Genomic DNA, 21,136 nt, shown 5'->3' with positions numbered 1-21,136 from the left:
TTCTGTAAAAACAGAGTTTTACAAACATTAAAGGTCTGGAGCGAATCATCTAACTGAATTCTATCTTCGTTCCTTACACAAAATGGACGATTCACTGCGAAAACTGGTTAAAGGTCTGACGGCTTCTGAAAAGCGGTATTTCAGACTTTATGCCCAGCGTGGGGGCGATGGTGCCAACCATTTGTCGCTGTTCGAAGTGTTGGCAAAAGACCCACAGTTGGCCGATAATGACATACGCCAACGATACGGCTCAGAAAAGTGGGCCGCTAACCTGCCCGTAACCAAGAATCACCTCAAACACCAGATATTGGATGCGTTGGTCCACTTCGGTCGCGAAAGCGGAGAACGCAATTCCGTAGAGCATGGCATCCGAAAAGCTGGCACGTTGCACGCGCACGGTTGCACCGATGATGCCGTGGAACTGCTGAAAAAACTGGAGCAACGGGCAGCAGATGGCCTTTTCTGGAACACCGCGTTGCTAGCGGTTCAGTTGCTCAAGACCATGCAATATGGCGATGGAATCGTGGTGAATCGGCAGCTGTTGGCGCGCGAGCAGCAGTATCTGAACAACATGCTGAACGAATCGGCCTATTACGCGCTCATCCGCGAGCTACTCGACATCCGTTTGGGTTCGGGTTCGGTGAGGGATGAGGCAGAGCGGGAGCGACTTGAACAACTGATACAGCATCGGTTGGTGAATGATATGGAACGGGCCATGACACCTGTTTCCAAGTACTATTTCCACACGTTCTGGGGTATCTGCCATTCGCTTTTGTTGAATAGCGATGCCTCGGAACAGAGCTATCTGCAATCGTTGCAATTGCTGCGTAGCAATCCGGCATTGGCGGCAGGTCGCGCGCAGGATTACTTCAACCGACTGAACAGCTACGTCAGTAAACTCTCGGCAAAAGGTTTTACGCCCGAATTCACCGATTGGCTGAACGAACTGCGTGCTGCACCATCGACCCCAATCTTCAAAGATCTGGCGAACGTGAAGGAGTTTACGACCGTCTATGCTGCTAACCACGAATTGCAAGCCTATTTCCACGAACAGCGTTTCAATGATGGAGCAAAACGGGCCGATGAACTTTGGGCGGAGGTGAGGATAGCTTTTGCACCCGTGAAAGAGCCGTTCCGTTTGGTTTTCCTTTACAACGGAATGGTGTTGCACGTCATGGCCGGTGAGTATCAACGTTGTACCAAATGGATACGCGCCATCATTGATATGCCCGGTGAGGCGAGTATGCTGACACGGCAACTAGCTTCAATCTTAAACATCATCGTTCGTTATGAATTAGATGACCTTGAACTTGTAGAATCGTTGTTGCGAAGCCAGAAGCGTGATCCGCGAGGTTTTGGTTCAGCTACCGCGCAACGAACGTTGAAGCATTATGGCGATTTGCTTCGGGCCGATTCTTTTGAATTGAAAAAACTATGGCTGCAGTTGTATCAGGATTTCTCTGAGTTGGGAGATAAACCCGAAGAGAAGCCCTTGTTCGCGCTATTCGATTTCGGGGAATGGGTCAAGCGGTTCAAGGTCTGAATCAGACAAACGCCTGCATCTGATACAGCTTCTTGTAAACACCATTGTGAGCAATTAAACCTGTATGATTACCTCGCTCAATGATCTGTCCTTCATCGATCACAATGATCTCATCAGCAAACTGAATGGTGGACAAACGATGCGCAATGACCAACGAAGTGCGGTTCTCCATTAACTTGAAAAGCGCATCCTGAACGAGTTTTTCGCTTTCGGCATCCAAAGCCGAAGTAGCTTCATCCAAGATCAAAATCGGTGGATTGTGCAGGATGGCGCGTGCAATGCTGATTCGTTGCCGCTGTCCACCTGAAAGCTTACCGCCATCTTCGCCAATATTGGTGTGATAGCCTTTATCCAATTGAGAAATGAAATCGTGCGCATTGGCCACTTTGGCCGCAGCGATCACTTCGGCTTCTGTAATACCAGTCAGTCCGAAAGCGATGTTGTTGAACACCGTATCATTGAAGAGAATGGCTTCCTGTGTTACAATTCCAAGTTTAGCGCGAAGATCCCAAGCACGCACGTCTTGAATATCAATTCCATCAATGAAAACAGCACCTGCCGTAGGGTCGTAAAATCGCGGAAGCAGATCTACCAGTGTGGTTTTTCCAGCGCCCGAAGGACCAACTATGGCAATGGTTCTACCTCGCTTAACGATGAGGTTTATCCCCTTCAGAACGTTCACTCCGTTCTCGTAAGAAAAACTCACATCACGAAACTCAATTTCCTTTTCAAATGCAGGAAGCCCAATGGCGTTTGGTTTCTCCTGAATGGTCTCTTTCGCTTCCAGAACCGTGTCGATGCGCTCAACGGCTGCCATTCCCTTTTGTATCATGTACACGGCAGAGGTCAACGATTTGGAAGGTTGTATCAGTTGCGAGAACACCACAATGTAGCCAATGAACAGATCGGCCGTTAGGCCATCTCCACTAAGCACCAAAGAGCCACCGCGGTAAATGACCAACACCATCACCAGTGTTCCCAAAACCTCGCTCAGTGGGCTGGCCAAATGCTGCTTGCGGGTCATTCTGACCTTCAGGTTCATGTATTCTTGATTCTGATGCTGAAATTTCTGAATGGACGATTCGATGCCGTTGAATGCCTTGATGATGCGCAGCCCGGAAAGCGTTTCGATCATGGCCGAAACAAGCACGCCCATTTGGTTCTGAACCTTCTTGGAAGATTTCTTTAGACTCTTACCAATGCGACCGATTACAAGACCTGTAACGGGTAGAAGAATGAGCACAAACATGGTCAGTTCGGGACTCCAAACCACCAACGTTCCAAGAAAAAACACAATGGCGAATGGCTCCTTGAAAACCACTTCAACAGAACTCATGATGGAACTTTCCACTTCTTGCACATCGCTGGTCATTTTAGCAATGATGTCTCCTTTTTTCTCTTCAGAGAAATAAGCGATTGGAAGGTTCACTACCTTATGATACAAGCTGTTTCTGATGTCGCGCACCACGCCATTCTTAAGCGGAGCGCTTGCGTAAAGCGCCAAATAGCGGAACAGATTTTTGAGAAAGAAGGTGATGATGACGAAGATGCAGATGAACACCAACGCGTGCATCTGACCTTCAACGGTCACTTCGCCCGCATCATTCAGGATCAGTTGACTCACTTCGTAATAGAAGCGGTCTATCAGTGCATTTGGATTGAGTGTGAAGGCAGGTTTAACCGTTACAATGGGTTGAATGCCGAACAAAACGCCAAGCAGCGGAACCACCATCGTGAGTGAGAACAGCGAAAACACCACCGACAGAATATTGAAAAGCACCACGGTAAGCACGTGTCCTTTGTAATTCTTGAGAAGCCCGATGATGCCCCAATAATTCTGCATGGCGCAAATATACTTTTAGAAGAGCCTCTCCCAACCCCTCCAAAGGCGTGGAGAGACGGCCATCGGTCATTCTTTTCGGATTTTCATTTTTTCGGATTTGCCTGTTATAGCGAGTACTTTTGTACCAATGGAAACAACGCGACAGAAAAAGGTTTCGAGAGTGATCCTACGCGAGTTGGGCAATTACTTTCAGCGGAATGCATCGTTATACGCCAAAGGTGGTATGATAACCGTAACAGACGTGAAGGTCAGTCCCGATCTCGGTGTTGCAAAAGTGTATCTGAGCATTTTTGCGGTGGAAGACAAACAAGCAGTGGTAGACCTGATAAAGGAACGGAAGTGGGAAGTACGGAAGTTCCTAGCACACGAACGCAGCGAGCTTCGCGTAGCTCCAGAACTCATGTTTTTCATAGACGATTCGCTCGATCACATTGAGCGAATTGACAATCTCCTGAAGGGCGGATAGACCGATTCTTGAATCTTCCGATCCATATCGCCAAACGCTACCTCTTCTCTAAGAAGTCGCACAATGCGATCAATATCGTTTCTGGAATTTCGGTGGCCGGAGTGGCTGTTGTAACGGCTGCCATGGTTATTGTGCTGTCCGTTTTCAACGGATTTGAAGGATTGGTGATTTCGCTTTACAACGTGTTTGAAGCACCTATTGTCATCAAACCTACCGAAGGGAAAACGGTTGAATTGAGCGCCATTCCCACAGCAGAAATTCTTGCTACGGATGGCGTGCTCGGATATGTGGAGGTGTTGGAGGAAAGTTGCCTCATCCGTTATCGAGATAAGCAGTATTTCGCACGCATCAAGGGCGTTTCCGACAACTTTCTGGAACTGACCGACATGGATAGCATGATCGTGGATGGCGACCCTTTCATGCATGTGAATGGTGCACCGGCAGCGCTTATCGGTTCGGGCGTGGCCTATCATCTTTCGGCCAATGTGAACGACCCGATCAATCCCTTACAGATCTATGTGCCCAAGCGCGGTTCCAGTGCCACCATCGACCCGACAAAGGCATTCAACGTGAAACAGATCTACGCTACTGGTGTGTTTTCCATTCAGGCAGATTTTGACCTCAAATACGTGCTTACACCGATCAAATTCGTGCGCGAATTGCTTGATCACGAAGGCCGCGTTTCTTCCTTGGAATTGGCGCTAGACCCGAAGGCCAACATGGAATCTGTTCGTGAAGAAATTCAAGAGAAATTGGGGGCAGATTACGTGGTCAAAGACCGATTTCAACAGAATGAGCTGCTTTACAAGATCATGAAAAGCGAGAAATGGGCCGTGTTCATGATACTCTCATTTATCCTGATGATCTCCATTTTCAACGTCATCGGTTCGCTTACCATGCTCATCCTCGAAAAGAAAAAAGACATCAATATTCTGCGCAGCATGGGCGCTAGCGAGCAACTCATCCAACGCATTTTTGTGCTCGAAGGCATCTTCATTTCCATGATCGGTGCCGTTGGAGGACTCATCCTCGGACTTTTGGTCTGCTGGTCACAGATCCAGTTCGAACTCATCAAACTCAACTCGGGCGGAAACTACATCGTGCAGTCCTATCCGGTAGAAGTGCAGCCAATGGACGTGCTGTCCGTTTTCCTTGTGGTTGGCACCATCGGACTGCTGGCCGCCTGGCTTCCTGTCCGAAAGATCATCCGCCCTGCCGAGACGGTGAGGATTGTGGGGGAGTGATCTTGTAAAGTCGCGATGCATCGCGTCTCTACCTAGATGGATTCCTTAAATTTGATAGACGCAAAATTCCAACACCATGAAACAAGTGACCCTAAGAATTCCAGAAGACAGGTATGATTTTGTGATGGAGCTTATCCATAACCTAGGGTTGGAGGTGGAAGGCGAAACCGAGATTCCCGAATGGCACAAGAGTGTGTTGAACGAACGTGTGGAGCATTACCGCGCAAACCCAAGTACTGGTAGAGATGCCAATGAAGCGTTGGACGACCTCGAGCAAAAGCTATGAGTTATCAGGTAATACTTGAAAGTGTTGCCGAACAGGATATTACCGAAGCGGCCGAGTGGTACGAAACACAAAGTAAAGACTTAGGTAAGCGATTTGTTGCTGAGATAAGGGCTGTTTTTACTCAACTTCGAATGAATCCTCAATTATTTACAAAACGATATAGAGATATTCACACGGCCACGGTCAAAGTGTTCCCTTATCTGGTGCATTACCTTATAGAAGAACGTATGGTTATCATAATCGCGGTATTGCACACGTCAAGAAGTCCAAAGCGATGGTATTCCAGAGATTAGGGAGTTAAATTGTTTTACTTCTTGGCCATAATGTCGATCATCTTCTTCAGGTAGCCATTGTCTTCGCGTAGCTGGGCAAGCTGTGCTTTCAACTCATCTATCTGTTGCTGCAAGGCCAGTTTGTCTGCGTTCAAGGCTTCAATCTTTGCCGTGTCCGGGTTGGAGCGGATCTGCTCGGGCAGGTTGTCACTTAAGGGGCGAAAAAGGTCTACACCCATGGCAATGGACAGTTCGTGCAAGATGCTCGACTGAATGCTTTTTCGCCTACGCAGGTTCTTTATCGTGTTCGGATTGCGACATGTTCTGCGGGCTATTTCAGCCTGCGTCATCCGTGTCTTGCGCATGGCATCGCGGATAAGCGTAGCCGTATTGAATTCTTGGGGTATTGCCTTGCGCGTTAACTTCCCATTGCTTGTCGATTTTTTTCTGTTTCGGTACACCATGATCAAGAAATTAGTGAGTTGGCTCTATTTAAAACATACGTGATTATGTTTTAAAGATACATAACTGTGTCAAAAACAACGCTTACTATGTATAAAACATAGCTTGGTATGTGTAGAACACAGGTATTTATGTTTTATAGTAAGATGACTATTCTATAGCCATAGCTAACTATGCTATACACAGAAATGGCTATGTATTTAACATAGTTGTCTATGTTTTAAGCATAGCTATTTCAGCCCAATGGATGAAAGTATTGCGCGCGAAGCTGGGTGCTAAGAAGAATCCTGAGCACATAATGGATGATCCAATAAATGATTGGCTAACTCCTAAAACCTAAAGTCCAGAATCAGAACTTCCCTTTGGTTTTAGCAGCTTTCACAGAATCATTACGGGCCTTATCAGGCGCGCCATGTTCAACGATTTTCTTTACAGAAGTATCAGGCATGGTGCCTTCATACGCTGGTTTGGTGGATGCTGGTTTAGATTCCGGTTGATCGATGGCACCATCAACAGCAGGTTCTGCGGCTTCCATCACCACATTCTCCGAAGGAAGTCTTGCAGAGTCGATTCTGGTGGTAACAGCTGCTTCTTCGGTCTCGGTTTCTGTTTGTTTATCGGCCTTGCTATTGCAAACAGACAACAGCACAGACAGCAGACTAATTGATAATAAGCTTTTCATGTGCTAGAGTTTTTTCGTTGGATGTCACGTTGATCAAATAGGTTCCGCTGCTTAGCGCATTGCGGTTGAAGTGGAGTGTTTTCATTCCCGGTTTCATATTATCCTGTAGCAAAACCTTTACCAGATTTCCCTTGATGTCGTAAATGCTCACATCGATGTCCATGCGTTCCAACATTTCAAACTCAATGGAAAATCGTTCGATGGTCGGGTTCGGATATACGCGCAAGGCGGTGGACGCTTCCACATCGCCAACCGCTCCAGGCTGACCGCCATCGCTCAGCTCTGCAATCCACGTGTTCCAACCATTGTTCACGTTCCAGTGGTTGCCACTCATGCCGTAGCAGCCCGATGCCCAAACCGTTCGGCTTGCACCGTTTCTTCTGCTAATTCCCGTGTAATCGCCCCAACGGTCGGGGTTGTTTCCGCTGATGCTTACATCATCAGTGCCTTGCTTTATCAGCATGGAACTGCTCCATTGCATGTCGTGATCGCAGTTCACAGCACGGAATTCAGGAAAAATATCCTGTCCAGAGCGTAGGAACGCGATGATGACCGATTTATCGCTGGCAGATGAACCGGATGAGGCCACAGCGGGGTAGCAGTAATCGTGGGTTCCAACATTGCCAAAAGTGGAACTCTGCACAGAAAGATCGTTGGTGGCAATGCGTTTGTAATTGATGCCATTCCAACCTTGGCCAATATCGCTACAGAATACCAAGTGGATGATTCCATTCAGGTAGAATCCGCTCAATATACGGTTGTCGCCAATATCCAATTGCGTGCTCGAACCACTTTGAGCGGCATATCCACCCACATCGAAGGCCGATGTATTGGCGCTGTAGGCATTCAGCTGCTCATTGCTTGCGCTCATATCATCGGTAAGGTCAAAAAGCATGATCCGATCAGATGGTTCAGATGTTTCGTTGGCTGCCAACAGCACGCCTGGCCCGTAGTTTCCTTGCTGTCCCCAGCTAAGTGGAACCATGGTAAAGGCTGTTTCGCTGGTCTGGTCCTGCACGTTGGCCCAGTACTGATAATTGATGTTCTGACCATTGTAGCATGCATTTTTCTCAATCTGAAAAAGGATGTTCCCAGAGTTTTGTCCTGCATCGGTGAACATGTTGCCGGTAATGTAAAGCTCATTGTTGCTTACCGCAATGTTCGGGTAATCGAACCACGAACCAGGATGCGCCACATTGGCCTGAAGGCGGTATACCCACCAACTTCCCGTTGCGGGATTATTGGTCTGCGAAAAACAGATGAGCAACTCGCTTTGTTGCGAGGATGTTCCATGAAGGATCATGTAGATGAAACGGTCAGAACCACTATCGTAAAGTACTTTCGGGTCGTAGATGTTGGCTGTAGGAGCTGGATTCAGAAAACTGAAAAAATCGGAATGTGACGTAAGCGTGAAGAGATATGGATTCTGCGCATCGCCATTATACACTTCCATGGTAGAATTGTCTGCACTCACAATAATGCCTCCATTCGAAATACCCATGGTATTGTCTGTGGGAGTTCCTCCGAACATCTCATTGCCCAAAAAGTTGGTTCCTAATGTTGGCGTTACAGCCAAAGGGTTTGCCACTTCCGGGTTCTGATCGCGACTCGAATTCTCCAACTTCAATCGGGTTTTGGCGTCCTTTTTCAGTTGCAATGCCGATCTGTTTGGTGCACCATGGATCACGGCTCCAGAAGTAACCGAGCGCATCCACGGATCGCTAATGTCCGCGAAACTTCTCGAGCCCGAACACGGCAACGAGAATTCTTCTGATTTGATAAAATTGGCTTTTTGGGCCTGATGTTCGGCAGCCGAAGGTGTGACTTTGGCGTGCTGAGCCATTGCTCCTAAATGAATAATGCCGAAGGAACTTAGCAGTAGTAGACGTTTCAACATGAGTTCTAGACTAAAGGTTGGTCGTACTAAGGTAAAATGGATCTTGGAATTTTGAAATAGCGATTCCCAAAAATGCCAAGTGGAAAGCGCTATTCCTACGTGCTACTCCTTCATCACATTGATGGTCTGCTGCGTGCCTTGCTCCGCGTTTTCTACCGATATGATGTAAAGTCCAGTGGCCATTCCTTCAGTCGGAATGGTTTCGGTGTTGGCGCTTGTGTTGATCGAATACACCAACTTTCCGCTTGCATCAAGCATTTTAAGCACGTTTGTTCCCGAAAGGCCACTCACCGTTACACTTGTCTTCATCGGATTCGGGTATGCACTCAGCGCTGGCTCTTTTTCTTGGTCTTCAACACCCGTTACCACTTGGCCTGTCACACTCACATTATCGATGTTGGTGACGCAGCCATCTTTGGAAGCCGCCAATCCAACATAAACGGTTTGGTTAAGCGTCTGATTGAAGCTGTGATAAAGCGTCCAGTTCACACCATCGGCAGAATAATGCGTGGTGAGTTGGTTGCCGCTGCGCACGATCTTCAACCACATCGGCATCGGATAGGTGGTCACCAATTGGTAGCCCGTGTTGCCCGTATTGTTTGTGCGATAAATGTCGAACACACCTCGCGAATCGAGCGAATTGAGGAACAGATAGTTACTGTTTGCGGCCAGCGAATTACGCAGCATGATGCCGCCTGAATAGTTCCAAATGTCGGTCACGTCCTTCACACGGGCCACAATTTCGCCATCGCCCACCAATCCTTTAAAGATGAACGGGAAATTGTCGTTCGGATCGCTGATGCCTGAAGAATGACTGGTGATCTTGAAATTACCATCAGAAGGTGTGTAGCACACTTCGCTCGGTGTAGTAGTGGTTCCAATGTCAATATGGACCCATCCCGAAGGAAGGTCTTCGCAGCAATTTTCGGCTGTGTATGTAATGAAATCTTGGAGCGTTTGCGTGCTTGTCCCGTTCTCATCCGTCACAGTCAATGTCACATCGTAGGTGCCGGGCGTGGCGCCCAAATAACTCACCAAAGGCGTTTCCAGATTTGAAGTTGATGGTGTTCCGCCAGGAAAATCCCATTGATAGGTTGCACCGTTACCTGCATTGCTCACCACGCTGAAATCCCTGAACTGAACCTTTGGTTCTTGGCAAGTAGGCGTGAGGGTATTTGCCGATATCTGCGCCATGGTGTTCGAGCTTTCGTAGAGGTCGTGATCCCAAGCGCCACGGCTAGTTCCTATCAGCAGCTTGCCTTTGTAGTAATTAATGAACAGGAAGCGGATATCCATGGCAGGCAGTCCGTTGCCGAGTTCCACCCAATTGCTCATGGTATTGTTGCGGTAATAGATTCCCGATTCGTTACCCACGTAAACGCCACCATCTGTACCGCGTTGGAAGATCATTTTCGTAATTGGAAAGCTTGTAAGAACGCTTTGGGTGAGGTTGGTGTAGCTGCTGCCGCCATCGGTAGAATGCAGCACTTTGCAAGTGCTCTGTACGCCTGAGTAACTCACCCAAATTTCATTCGGATTCACATCGCTTACGGCAATATCGCTGATGTTGCGAATGGATGCACCCGTAACAGAAGTGGATGGCGTGATATCGGTCCACGTGGCGCCTCCGTCCGTGGTTTTCATCAACGAATTATTGGTAAGCCCCACAACCGCATAGATCCTGGACGTATCGCCTACACATATCTTTTCTCGGAAGAGTTGCGCGTTGAAGGTATGCACCACCGAAACGGTCAGGCCATTGTCATCACTTCGGATAAGTGAATTCTTCCAAATGTCGCGCGTTTCCTGCGGCACCGAACTTGGGTACTGCCCTGCGTGATGCGTGATGAGTGTATGATAACGATGCGGATGGAATTCCATCGAATTGAAATAGCTGTAAATGCCTCCCGGATCGATCTGCTGCGAACCGTTCACCCAATTCTGATTTCCAGTAAGGGTGATGTGATACGAATCATAACCCTGCGAATAGGCCGAAACGCTATCCAGCGGATTGAAATCGGAGTTGCCCTGATCGGCACCCAGAAGCGTGAACCAGCCGTTTGCACTTTCGCTATCGCGTACCATCAACGGACCATGATTTGTTCCGGCCGCCAAATGACTTGATTTGAAAGCCGAGCCGAATCCCCACAGTTCGTGGTTCGAAACGCTTTTGGTCACAATGCTGAAATGGTCGCCACCATCTGTCGAAACATCACCAGAACCATCCGTTCCTAATATCACTTTTCCGTTGTACATGTAAATACTGCGGAGGTCGGAATGAACAGAGGAAGTAGAGGTCGAAAAGCTCACGCCATTATTGGTGGAATACTGCACGTTCTGCTGGCTGTAAGATCCCCAAACAATCTTATTCTCATTGGTGATGTCCATGGCAATATCGCCATGATGCAGCGAAGTGGTAGAGCCATAATCTGTGTTGATGCCATCCACCATATTGATGCGCTGCAGATCAATGTTTCCGTTTGTTGCGTTCAGTTTGAATAGATGAACCGCCACATGCGAATAAGAAGAGGAACCGCTTCCGATCATGATATAAACCGCGTTCGTGTTATTGGTTGCTGTGCACACCTTCGACCATCCGGTCACGGTTCCGGTAGCATTTCCAGGCAGCGTAATGGTCTGAAAAAGGCTGAAGTTCTGTCCTGCATTGGTAGAACGGTAAACCGCTACTGAATTCTGACTATTGCCACGGTCGGTAGCATAAACAACGCTCGAATTGTTGTTGTCAAAATCGATCACTTCGCTGTTCAGGTTGCTGTCCCAAATGCTGAAATTCTGAAGACCTGTTTGCACTTCTGTCCAAACGGAGCCACCATCTGCTGTTCGGTAGATCTTCGTTCCCCAGCGCGCAATTACCACATTTGGGTCGCTTGGTGAAGCTGCAATATCGTAGGCCGTTCCGCTGTAGTTGGTGCTGTTCAAAGCGGTTGGCAACCACGATGCACCGCCATCTGTTGATTTGATCACTGCCGATCTGCTGATGGCATAGACCACATCGCTGTTGGCAGCGCACACATCAATATCGTAGTACGAATCTGCCGGAAGATTGGCATCCGTTAAACTCCACGAAACACCATTGTCGCTGCTCATCCACAGTCCGCCCGTCACAAATCCGCAGAAGAGTTTGTTCGTGTTGGTCGGGTCCATTCTCACACAATAGGCATAACCACCATTGTTGCCACCACCAGCACCCGGGCCGTTGTACGTATTTACGGGGCCGATCATGCGCCAATCGCCAGAATACGTATCCGTTGGCGCACCGCTCATCGCCCTTGGCTTGATGCGGTTCATATCCGCCTTTGGCGCATCCTGAACCCTTCCTTTCCTGTCGAGATAGAATATCTTGGTCTTTAACCAGCCAACGCCATATTCCTTAGGGCCGCTGCCTTCATCAGCATGCTCAGCAAAGTATTTTTCGTAGGCAGATTGCACCTTCGAATACTTGACGCGTGGCTTTTCCATCAGCTTATACCAACGTTGCTGTCCGTGCAAGATGGATGTTTCGATGGTCTCGTTTTCGTCTTTGTCATCTTCTGTGCGAAGCTGCTGGGCCCATACATTGGAAACGAGACTCAAAAACAAGACAGCAAGAACTAAGTGGCGGTATTTCATGAACGGCATGGTAAAGGATATAGCTTGAATGGCTGACAAGAAACTCAAACTTAACCTACGAACGTGTCGTCTCAAATTCCAATCAATAAAGAATTCAACACAGGAATGAAGATAACTGTTGAATGGAACCAACCTTCGTAGTGGCTAGAACTGAAAGTAGGTCAAAGGCTTCGCTTCACTACCAGCTATAGCCATCAACGGTCTCTTGGTCAGAGCAACCAACCCGACTGTTCCGTTGGGTGTGAAACTTCCAGCGCAAGGCAATTATACCCTTAATGCAAACAGCATCGCGGTGGTTGGAGACCACAAACAGAACAGACACACCGCGTATTACTCAACTAGCACGTCATTGCGAGCGAGATACGAGCGAGGCAATCTAGTTTAGACACAGATTGCTTCGTTCCTCGCAATGACGCTAACTCCTAATACCTATAACCTAAGCAATGAAAAATAAATACAGCAAACCCGCTGTCAAAAAAGTAACCATCGACAATGAGATAAGCATGGTGATGATGTCCTTCGGCCCAAGTTCGGACCCTGAGGCTTCTGTTATCAAAAAACTGAACCCACTCCGCTGGTGGAAGTGAAAGCGTTTTCCACATGCGGAACTGATCTGTTGTCCATCATCAGATTCTTATGAATACACACATATTGCAACCAATTCCGAATCTTGTCCATGGTTTGTCCATGGTTTGAGCGATTGCATTAATAGTTGGTGAGAGCTGACCAAAGTACCTTTGTTGGACTCAAAGGTTCGAGGTTATGCAATGTCTAAGATTGGCTCTATTTCTTCTGTTGTGGATTTTTCTATCCTACGATGCTTGGTGTCAATCAACAGGGGTGTTGGTAAGTGGGGCCAATGGTTCTCCAGATGCCTCTGCCATCATGGAAGTGCGATCGTCCGATCAGGGGTTTCTGTTACCACGTGTTGCCCTGACGGCTACCAATTCGGCCTCACCCGTTTCCAGCCCAGCAACATCTTTGCTTGTTTATAATACGGTAACGGCAGGTTCTGGGGCAACGCAGGTTACTCCCGGATACTACTACTGGTCAGGGGCGCAATGGGTACGATTGATTACCGCGGACAATTCGTTGACGGGTTCTGGAACTGCTGGTCAGGTGACCTACTGGTCGGGAAGCAACAGTTTGACAGGAAACAGTGGCTTTACGTTTGACGGAACCGACCTGACGCTGTCCACGGACGGCAATATCGTTATGCCAAGTAACACAAGCGAATTGCAATTCAACGGAAGCACGGGGCCACATGGGGTTTCGTTTGTCGGAGGCGAGGCGGCCATCTATTACCGCACTTCACCGAACAACCTTCTTATTGAAGACGCATTGGCCAATCCGATCTTCTCTGCCGATATCGATGACAGACAGGTTGGAATTGGCATAGATGAGCCTGTTTCCCTATTGCACGTAAGCGCTGGAACTTCCGGTGATGCGGAGTTGATTATTGAGGCAGATACGGACGATAGCAACGAATCTGACAATCCATTCATCACATTCAAGCAGGATGCGAACGCCAGCAATGGTTTCATTGGGCTTGAGGGTACGGACGGAACCCGATCAACAGGAACAACCGCCAATGCGTTGGTTATCGGTTCGGAAGATGCCGATCCAGATGTCCAGTTCATTACCGATGATTCGGTGAGGGTGACCGTGACAAACGATGGAAATGTGGGAATTGGAACTTCTGGTCCGCAGGGAAAGTTAGAGGTCATTGGGGATATTTGGATTAGCTCATCTTCTGATAATTCCCTTCGCATTCGACCTGACCTCGCGGCTGGAAGCCAATACGGTTTTGATGACACCTACGAGCATACCATGGCATTGGTGAATGAACAAGGGAGCACCAATCAGGCGATTGTGATCGGTGATTCTAATGATGGAGATGCCACCACATTATTCGGTGTTTCTGTGAACACGGGCGGAGCAAGCAATCCAAGTACAGGTTCGGAAGCTGAGTGGGATAAACGGTTTGAGATTCTTGGAACAGGCACCGTGAAGCTGAATGCGTACACCACAAATGGAGTTCTTACGGTTTCGGGAGGAGATGGAACTGTTTCCGTTGCTACTGGATCGGATCTCCCTTCTGGCAGCAACGACTACATTCAGAATCAGTTGGCCACCGACCAGGCAGCTGGATTTCGCATTGATGGCAATGGAATTTTCAATGGCGGGAATGTCGGTATTGGGCTCACAGCTCCATCGGCTCCGTTGCACGTATTGGAAGGACAAACTGTTTTGGGACGGTTTGAACAAAGCATCACATCAGGCGCAGACGCTAAACTGGAAGTAGTGGGAGCACGCAACGCCTGCACCACCTGCGAGATAGCAGCCATAGATCTGAACGATTACGATAGTAACGAAGGCAGTGGCACCGAATTCACCATGGCCCGTGTTTTCGGTGGAATGGCGGCTACTGGCGGACAACTGGGCTATTTGGGGTTCATGACAAACCCAGGTTCGGGCGTTGCCGAGCAAATGCGAATTTCCGAAATAGGTAATGTCGGGATAGGAGTTTCTGACCCAACGGCCAAATTACATATAGTAGGAACTACGGGCGGAGATGGTGGTTGGGACGATGGAGGAATTGTGGTTAAAAACACAGGAAGCAGTGGAGAGGCGGCCATTAGTTTCAACAACTCCGATGCTGGTTCAAATTATTGGATGATAGGTCTGAATCAGAGTGAACACTACGACATTTCATACGGGACCACATTCACGAATGGAAATACCAAAATGCGGATTGAAACAGGGGGAAATGTCGGAATCGGAACAGTTTCTCCAAATGCTCTCCTTGATGTGGAAGGAGATTTTCGAATTACGGGTGAAGACTCCAAAGTTGAGTTCAATACCAAGGAAAGCAACAATGGCTGGACCCTTATTTACCGTGACGATTTTAAAACCAGCAATGATGGCTGGAACCTCTACGAGAGCAACACCAGTTCATCGGTTGCAAGTGGTGAATTCCAACGGGACACCCCAGGAATTATTGGTGTAAGCTCGTTTCTGAACAACTATGCGAATGGTACAAACGACAGCGATAACAACAATGTTTTCAAGAAGCTATTTGACATGTCGGGGGTCAGTTGGACGGAGGCGCAGATAACCTTCGACTATTTCTTCATTGACAGTTGGGATGCTCGCGAGCGCGGATATGCAGGCGTGGCCAGCAGTCTTACAGGAAATCCGACCATTCTGTGGGTGGAAAACCATGACAATAGCGATGACACGCAGGGAAGGATCGATTACAGTTTTATCGGGGGCAGCGAAGGAGACCAAGTAAGAACAGCGATGCTTCATGTGCGAAATAATGTGATCGGAAACGGGAATTTTTATCTCATCATTGGTTCAACACTGAATGAAGACCGTAGTAATGAATCGTTCGGAATTGACAATGTGGAAATCTGGGCGCGGTGATACGCTGACCGTGATTTGATTCAATTCGATTTACTTTGGATTCAGATTTTTCTTAGCCGCTACAGACGTTGATTTTGAAACGAAAGCTTTTCATGCTCCTATCCGTGCTTACATGTATGTATGAGGCACAGGCGGGAAACATTGAAACGTATCGTGAGCGCCAGCAGGCAACGCAGAAACTGATACACAAGAACCCTGCGCAGGCCAAGGAAGACCTTTACGACCTGCTTGTGCAGAAAGCAGAAGTTCCTGATACCGTTTTTGCTTACACCTTGCAACTCGTAGGCGTCTATTATTGGACCACCAACGAACTGGATTCCGCTGAATATTATTTCAAGAAGAATATTGCCATCAATAAAGACCGACCGGAACATAGGGTCGGTAATCTCATAAATCTGGCAGCGGTATATAGCGAGTCTGGAAAGCTATCGGAAGCTGCCGACCTTTTGTTTGAGGCACTCGCGTTTTATCGACAATTTAAGAACGTTGCGGGTATGGCAAAATGCTATGTTGATCTGGCCAACGTCTATTCTTATTCAGGAGTTAATGATCAGGCCATCCAATACCTTCTTCAAGCATTGGAATTGTATGAACAGGACACGGTTGATCATGAACGTGACAAGGCGTTAGCCAATTTTAATTTGGCCAATTCCTTTACATCACAAAAGGATTACGAGTTTGCGCTGGAACGTTACAATAACGCGTTGCCCGTGCTTAAGAAAGACTTCGGAATGCTCACTTATTGCATTGGGCTGCTTACAAGATCGTATGTTCTTTCTCAGATCAACAAAGGAGCAGAAGCGTTGGAAACGACCGATTCCGTCATTGCCACCATAAATACGACCGAGGCCTTCAGCTATCTGATGGGTTATGCCCAAATGAACAAAGGGGTTGCACTGAAAAGTTTAGCGCGTAATGATCAGGCCATCGAATCATTCCGAACAGCTTTTTCTGAAGCACTGGTTGCCGAAGATGAGGTTTTGCTGATTACCACAGAGTATGTCTCATTTTTGAATGGAGTGGGCAAATTTGCCGAAGCCGATCAGGCGATCAAAAGGTTTGAGGAAACCACTTTTGAGCAGGACGAAAGGCTTGTGGACCGACTAAGGTACGAGGAGGTTAAGCTACAAACGCTTGAGGCGCTTGGTGAAGAGGCCAAGCAATTGGCCACGCTTAAAAAGATTGTATTGCTCAAAGACAGCCTGTCGGGTCTTTACGATCAATTTGTGGTCAAGGAACTGCACGAAAGGTACAAGTCGGAGATCATTGATGGAGAACGACAGCTTGCCCAGGCAAAGGTGGAACTGCTTGAGAAGAATAATGCACAGAATCGACTTTGGATCGCCATCAGCCTGCTGCTGTTTACGATTGCCACAGGCATCGGCATTTATCTATGGTACACCAAACGATTGAAACACCGATTGTCAGTACTTGAACTGCAACGCCTAAATGATGAGAAACGAGGTCTTGAAAAAGAAGCGCGGCTTCAGGAGGAGAATCTAAAACTGAGGGAAAGCGTTATTGAAAAGCAGAAGCAGGAACTGCTGGCAACCGCCATGGAAGTGAACAGCATCCGTGAGAACATTCGCAGAATACTTTCTGAACAGAAGGATGAAACAGATGCTAAAAGATTGCAAAAGTCCATCAGCACATTGGTGCGCGACCAGACATTCACGGAACGCTTGCTCGATAAGTTCAAGAGCATCGACCCGAATTTCATCAATCAACTCTCCAAGCAATTTCCAGACCTTACAGGTAGCGAATTGGAATTCTGCTCCCTACTTAAACTCGGGTTGCACAACAAGGAAATTGCGCATATTCTTCAGATATCGCACGACAGCGTCATTAAAAAACGCTATCGCATGGCGCAGAAACTCCGTGGTTCGGATGGCATGGAGGTGGATGAGGTGCTAAGAAACATCGACCGTCCATAGTACTTTGTGCTTGATGCTTGTTGTTGTCCATGTTTTGTCCATAAGTAGGGTATGGGTCGGTCGTTCGGTTTTCCTCAGGTTTGCAGCCAGTAATGATATGCTGTTGCCATAACCCGAACTCTTTCTAAAATGCCGGACAACGATTTGGATGTTTACAAACAATCATCTGCCGAAGAGGCTTCAATAAGGGGTATCGTCTCAGCCATGTTGACTGATGGAACGGAGACCATCTTGGCCGAGGTGCTGGTCACAGATACGGTATCTGACATAATCGCCCTGACAGATGAACGGGGTCAGTACCTCCTACCCTTGTTGCCAGAGGGCAACCGCCAAATCCGATTTTCCAAAGAACGCTTCGTGCCTCAGTACCACACGGTCGATATTACAGTTGGTCAGGTAACAGTATTGGACATAACCCTGCTGGAGATTGCTTCAGGTCATCTTTCAAACACTTGAATTAGAAATTGAATCCATTTAACCAAAAACTTCATCCATGAAAAAATTTTCATTCTTCATTTTGACCCTTTTGTCTGTGCTTGCGAGGGCTCAGGCGCAGCAGCAGATAACCTTGCTAAAGGAGATTTCTCCCGGCAGTGCCAGTACCAGTGTGTCAGGCTTTGTTGAATATGATGGTGCGTTGATCTTCACCGCATCGGAGGCTACTTACGGCAATGAGATGTGGAGAACAGACGGCACCGAGGCTGGGACCATGTTGGTAAAGGATATCCGTTCAGGAACTGGCTTTGCCAGCCCCTCTAATTTCACAGAGGTCAATGGTACACTTTTTTTCAGGGCTACCGATGGCTCCACAGGAGTGGAACTCTTTAAGACCGATGGTACTGAGTCGGGTACCGTTCTGGTTAAAGACATTTATCCTGGAAGTCAGCACTCAAATCCACAGAATCTTACCAATGTAAACGGAACTCTGATGTTTTCTGCCAAGGCGAGTAACGCTAACGGCATCGAACTTTGGAAGAGTGATGGTACTGAGTCTGGAACGGTCATGGTTAAAGATGTTTTCCCCGGTAGTGGCTCAAGTTCGCCACAGTTCCTCACAGAGCTTGGCGGAACGGTGTTTTTCCGTGCCAGTGATGGTGTCAGTGGTCTGGAACTTTGGAAAAGCGATGGTACAGAAACAGGTACTGTAATGGTAAAGGACATTCGCTCCGGCAACCTTAGTTCCAGTCCTGGTTCACTTATCAATTCAGATGGAGTGCTGTATTTCTCAGCCAATGAAGGAACCAATGGAACAGAGCTTTGGAAGAGTGACGGTACCGAATCGGGTACGGTTTTGATCAAATACATTAACACTGGTAGTAGTGGGTCCAACCCGAGTTATTTCGTCAATGTCAATGGAATCTTGTATTTCAGGGCCAATGATGGAACAAATGGAACGGAACTTTGGAAGACCGATGGTACTGAAGGAGGGACGGTTATGGTCAAGGACATCCAACCAGGTATCGGTTCATCGAACATCTCTTATCCCGTGGGTGCTGGCACGTCACTTTTTTTTGTTGCGGATGATGGTGTCAACGGTTCGGAGCTATGGAAAAGCGATGGCACTGAGGTCGGAACAGTAATGGTGAAGGACATTGGTCTGGGCAGTACCAACGCAGGGATTTCGTACATGGTCAATGCCAACGGAACTCTATACTTCAATGCCAATGATGGTGTCAGCGGTTCGGAACTGTGGAAAAGTGACGGTACCGAAGCTGGTACCGTAATGGTAGACGACCAGCCCGGAACAGATTTTAACCCGGCATTTCTTGCCGCCTTTGGCGATCATGTGATTTTCAAGGCCAATGGAGGAGCTGATACTGGAAATGAACTCTATCGCACTGCTATAAGACCGATCTGGGACGGCTCTACTTCTACCGATTGGAATACCGCTTCGAACTGGAGTTCTGATGCAGTTCCAACCGTTTGGGATAACGTGCTGATATCTACTGGCCCGAGCAATCAACCGCACATAACCTCTTCCTCCGGAACACCTGCGGTATGTAGGAAGCTTGAAACAGAAAGCGGGGCTATCCTCACAATTGACGTGGGTAAGGCCATGACCGTTGGCGGCAACATAGTTAATGAGGGTACCATTCTTGTCAAAGCAGATGCTTCTGGCATCGGTTCACTTATCACAGAGGGAGATGTCAGCGGTAGCGGCAGTTTCCAAATGGAACAGTATCTGACAGGTTCTGGGGGAATTACGCCAGATGGGCTCTTCTGGTACGTTGGCAGTCCGGTAGCAAGTGCAACCAGTAACGTTTATAACGCTGCTGGAACGGATAAACTCTGGAGGGCAGATGAGACCACGCAATCTTACCCTCAGATTGCGGATAACAGCACATCACTGAATGTGATGGAAGGATACGTTGCTCGTCTTGGTTCAAACAGTACTTTAACTTTTACCGGAGGAACATTCAATAACGGGAATCAGAGTGCGAGTGGATTGACCCGAACAGGAACCACGGAAACCAACCGCGGTTACAATCTGGTAAGCAACCCTTATCCGAGCACTGTAAGTTGGGATGATGCTAGCAGAACCAATCTGGAGACCACCATGTGGTACAGAACGCATCAGGGAAGTACCATGCTCTATGACACGTATAATGCTTCCAGCGGAATCGGTACCAACAACAATGGCAATGGTGCTGTAACAGGAGATGTTCCTCCAACGCAGGCATTCTGGGTTCGTGTTTCGGCAGATGGACTTACAGGGCAGTTGGATTTCACCAATGCCGACAGAAGCCACGGAACGTTGGCAGGCATTTATAAAACGGAAGCGCAGGATGGTCTTCTCAGAATGACGCTTTCAAACGGAAGTGTTTCTGATGAGGCGGTTGTGGCGTTCAATTCTGCTGCTCAGGATGTGTTTGATGACTATGACTCGCACAAGTTCTGGGCAGCTGCAAGTGTCCCACAGGTCTACATGAATGTGTTACAAGACACGCTGGCCATCAACGGACTTTATAGTACGGTTACCAACCCAATCGTTCCGTTGGGAGTGAAGATTCCCGCTTCAGGAGAATATTCGCTTACCGCAAACGATATTTCTGTAACGGGAGAAGACGTCTATCTCGAAGACCGCTATCTCCACTTTTTCCAAGACCTGAATTTGGATGCTGACTATACATTCACCTCAGATGTAGGCAACATTGGAGACCGTTTCATCCTTCACTTTGGAACGAGTGTTACGGGAGTTGAAGATGGTGCTTCGATGAACTCTCGCGTTTACACTTCCAACGGAAATCAACTGAACATCATTCTTTCTGAGAACACTAACACTGGAAACGTTCAGGTGTTGGATATGGCAGGAAGAATTGTCCGAACCGCAAACCTGAAAGCATCGCGCACTACCTTGGATATGAATACCTCAACAGGCATTTACCTCATCCGCGTGGAAACCGCCAAAGGAACAGAAACGCACAAGGTCGTCATTCAATAACCTACT

At 47.8% G+C, this 21,136-nt stretch carries 16 protein-coding genes; 11 read left to right on the top strand and 5 right to left on the bottom strand.

The window, feature by feature from the left end:
- Positions 1 to 82: 82 nt before the first annotated feature.
- Complete coding sequence (locus tag K9J17_09505) at positions 83 to 1,543, top strand: hypothetical protein (GenBank protein ID MCF8276959.1); 1,461 nt, start codon at positions 83 to 85, stop codon at positions 1,541 to 1,543.
- Between the two features lies 1 nt (position 1,544).
- Here K9J17_09505 and K9J17_09500 read toward each other — a convergent pair whose 3' ends face one another.
- Entirely contained in the window at positions 1,545 to 3,386 is a 1,842-nt protein-coding gene (locus K9J17_09500) for an ABC transporter ATP-binding protein/permease (GenBank protein MCF8276958.1), read from the bottom strand.
- A gap of 127 nt (positions 3,387 to 3,513) precedes the next feature.
- On the opposite strand from K9J17_09500, the gene rbfA reads away from it, so the two are divergent.
- The 4 genes from rbfA (at position 3,514) to K9J17_09480 (ending at position 5,675) form a co-directional block, all read left to right on the top strand.
- Positions 3,514 to 3,852 carry a 30S ribosome-binding factor RbfA gene (gene rbfA / locus K9J17_09495; GenBank protein MCF8276957.1) on the top strand — a complete coding sequence of 113 codons (339 nt, stop codon included), beginning with the start codon at positions 3,514 to 3,516 and terminating at the stop codon, positions 3,850 to 3,852.
- A gap of 8 nt (positions 3,853 to 3,860) precedes the next feature.
- The gene (locus tag K9J17_09490; GenBank protein ID MCF8276956.1) at positions 3,861 to 5,096 is read left to right on the top strand and encodes an FtsX-like permease family protein; all 1,236 of its coding nucleotides are present in this window, start codon (positions 3,861 to 3,863) and stop codon (positions 5,094 to 5,096) included.
- Between the two features lie 76 nt (positions 5,097 to 5,172).
- Positions 5,173 to 5,382: an addiction module protein gene (locus K9J17_09485; GenBank protein MCF8276955.1), complete on the top strand. Its 210-nt coding sequence runs from the start codon at positions 5,173 to 5,175 to the stop codon at positions 5,380 to 5,382.
- Positions 5,379 to 5,675, top strand: coding sequence for a type II toxin-antitoxin system RelE/ParE family toxin (locus K9J17_09480; protein MCF8276954.1), 297 nt, complete (start codon positions 5,379 to 5,381; stop codon positions 5,673 to 5,675). The genes K9J17_09485 and K9J17_09480 overlap by 4 nt, the downstream gene beginning before the upstream one ends.
- A gap of 14 nt (positions 5,676 to 5,689) precedes the next feature.
- Here K9J17_09480 and K9J17_09475 read toward each other — a convergent pair whose 3' ends face one another.
- The 4 genes from K9J17_09475 to K9J17_09460 all read right to left on the bottom strand — a co-directional run bounded on the left by K9J17_09475 (position 5,690) and on the right by K9J17_09460 (position 12,364).
- Positions 5,690 to 6,118 (bottom strand): hypothetical protein, encoded by a 429-nt coding sequence (locus K9J17_09475; protein ID MCF8276953.1) that lies wholly within the window; start codon positions 6,116 to 6,118, stop codon positions 5,690 to 5,692.
- 347 nt (positions 6,119 to 6,465) lie between these two features.
- Complete coding sequence (locus tag K9J17_09470) at positions 6,466 to 6,798, bottom strand: hypothetical protein (GenBank protein MCF8276952.1); 333 nt, start codon at positions 6,796 to 6,798, stop codon at positions 6,466 to 6,468.
- Positions 6,776 to 8,695: a T9SS type A sorting domain-containing protein gene (locus K9J17_09465; protein ID MCF8276951.1), complete on the bottom strand. Its 1,920-nt coding sequence runs from the start codon at positions 8,693 to 8,695 to the stop codon at positions 6,776 to 6,778. Before K9J17_09465 ends, K9J17_09470 begins: the two co-directional genes overlap by 23 nt.
- Positions 8,696 to 8,797: 102 nt before the next feature.
- Positions 8,798 to 12,364 carry a PKD domain-containing protein gene (locus K9J17_09460; protein MCF8276950.1) on the bottom strand — a complete coding sequence of 1,189 codons (3,567 nt, stop codon included), beginning with the start codon at positions 12,362 to 12,364 and terminating at the stop codon, positions 8,798 to 8,800.
- Between the two features lie 166 nt (positions 12,365 to 12,530).
- Between K9J17_09460 and K9J17_09455 the strand changes: the two genes are divergently transcribed.
- The 6 genes from K9J17_09455 to K9J17_09430 all read left to right on the top strand — a co-directional run bounded on the left by K9J17_09455 (position 12,531) and on the right by K9J17_09430 (position 21,130).
- Positions 12,531 to 12,710 carry a hypothetical protein gene (locus tag K9J17_09455; GenBank protein ID MCF8276949.1) on the top strand — a complete coding sequence of 60 codons (180 nt, stop codon included), beginning with the start codon at positions 12,531 to 12,533 and terminating at the stop codon, positions 12,708 to 12,710.
- 58 nt (positions 12,711 to 12,768) lie between these two features.
- Positions 12,769 to 12,912: a hypothetical protein gene (locus K9J17_09450; GenBank protein MCF8276948.1), complete on the top strand. Its 144-nt coding sequence runs from the start codon at positions 12,769 to 12,771 to the stop codon at positions 12,910 to 12,912.
- Positions 12,913 to 13,102: 190 nt separating this feature from the next.
- Positions 13,103 to 15,754, top strand: coding sequence for a hypothetical protein (locus tag K9J17_09445; protein ID MCF8276947.1), 2,652 nt, complete (start codon positions 13,103 to 13,105; stop codon positions 15,752 to 15,754).
- Positions 15,755 to 15,828: 74 nt separating this feature from the next.
- Complete coding sequence (locus K9J17_09440; protein MCF8276946.1) at positions 15,829 to 17,688, top strand: tetratricopeptide repeat protein; 1,860 nt, start codon at positions 15,829 to 15,831, stop codon at positions 17,686 to 17,688.
- A 129-nt stretch (positions 17,689 to 17,817) separates the two neighbouring features.
- A complete protein-coding gene (locus K9J17_09435) occupies positions 17,818 to 18,144 on the top strand; it encodes a carboxypeptidase-like regulatory domain-containing protein (protein ID MCF8276945.1) in 327 nt (108 codons plus the stop codon).
- 37 nt (positions 18,145 to 18,181) lie between these two features.
- A complete protein-coding gene (locus K9J17_09430) occupies positions 18,182 to 21,130 on the top strand; it encodes a T9SS type A sorting domain-containing protein (GenBank protein MCF8276944.1) in 2,949 nt (982 codons plus the stop codon).
- Positions 21,131 to 21,136: the final 6 nt, after the last annotated feature.

This window comes from Flavobacteriales bacterium, assembly GCA_021739695.1.
In the GTDB taxonomy this organism is placed as follows: Bacteria; Bacteroidota; Bacteroidia; order UBA10329; family UBA10329; genus UBA10329.
The sequence above is the reverse complement of the archived record's forward strand: the minus strand, read 5'-3'. Positions and strand labels throughout refer to the sequence as shown.

What these genes read in the sequence shown, in the direction of transcription:
- K9J17_09480 (MCF8276954.1), top strand. Translation starts at nt 5,379, where the DNA reads ATGAGTTATCAGGTAATACTTGAAAGTGTTGCCGAACAGGATATTACC.
- K9J17_09465 (MCF8276951.1), bottom strand. Translation starts at nt 8,695, where the DNA reads ATGTTGAAACGTCTACTACTGCTAAGTTCCTTCGGCATTATTCATTTA.
- K9J17_09435 (MCF8276945.1), top strand. Translation starts at nt 17,818, where the DNA reads ATGCCGGACAACGATTTGGATGTTTACAAACAATCATCTGCCGAAGAG.
- K9J17_09470 (MCF8276952.1), bottom strand. Translation starts at nt 6,798, where the DNA reads ATGAAAAGCTTATTATCAATTAGTCTGCTGTCTGTGCTGTTGTCTGTT.
- rbfA (MCF8276957.1), top strand. Translation starts at nt 3,514, where the DNA reads ATGGAAACAACGCGACAGAAAAAGGTTTCGAGAGTGATCCTACGCGAG.
- K9J17_09450 (MCF8276948.1), top strand. Translation starts at nt 12,769, where the DNA reads ATGAAAAATAAATACAGCAAACCCGCTGTCAAAAAAGTAACCATCGAC.
- K9J17_09500 (MCF8276958.1), bottom strand. Translation starts at nt 3,386, where the DNA reads ATGCAGAATTATTGGGGCATCATCGGGCTTCTCAAGAATTACAAAGGA.
- K9J17_09485 (MCF8276955.1), top strand. Translation starts at nt 5,173, where the DNA reads ATGAAACAAGTGACCCTAAGAATTCCAGAAGACAGGTATGATTTTGTG.
- K9J17_09475 (MCF8276953.1), bottom strand. Translation starts at nt 6,118, where the DNA reads ATGGTGTACCGAAACAGAAAAAAATCGACAAGCAATGGGAAGTTAACG.
- K9J17_09430 (MCF8276944.1), top strand. Translation starts at nt 18,182, where the DNA reads ATGAAAAAATTTTCATTCTTCATTTTGACCCTTTTGTCTGTGCTTGCG.
- K9J17_09505 (MCF8276959.1), top strand. Translation starts at nt 83, where the DNA reads ATGGACGATTCACTGCGAAAACTGGTTAAAGGTCTGACGGCTTCTGAA.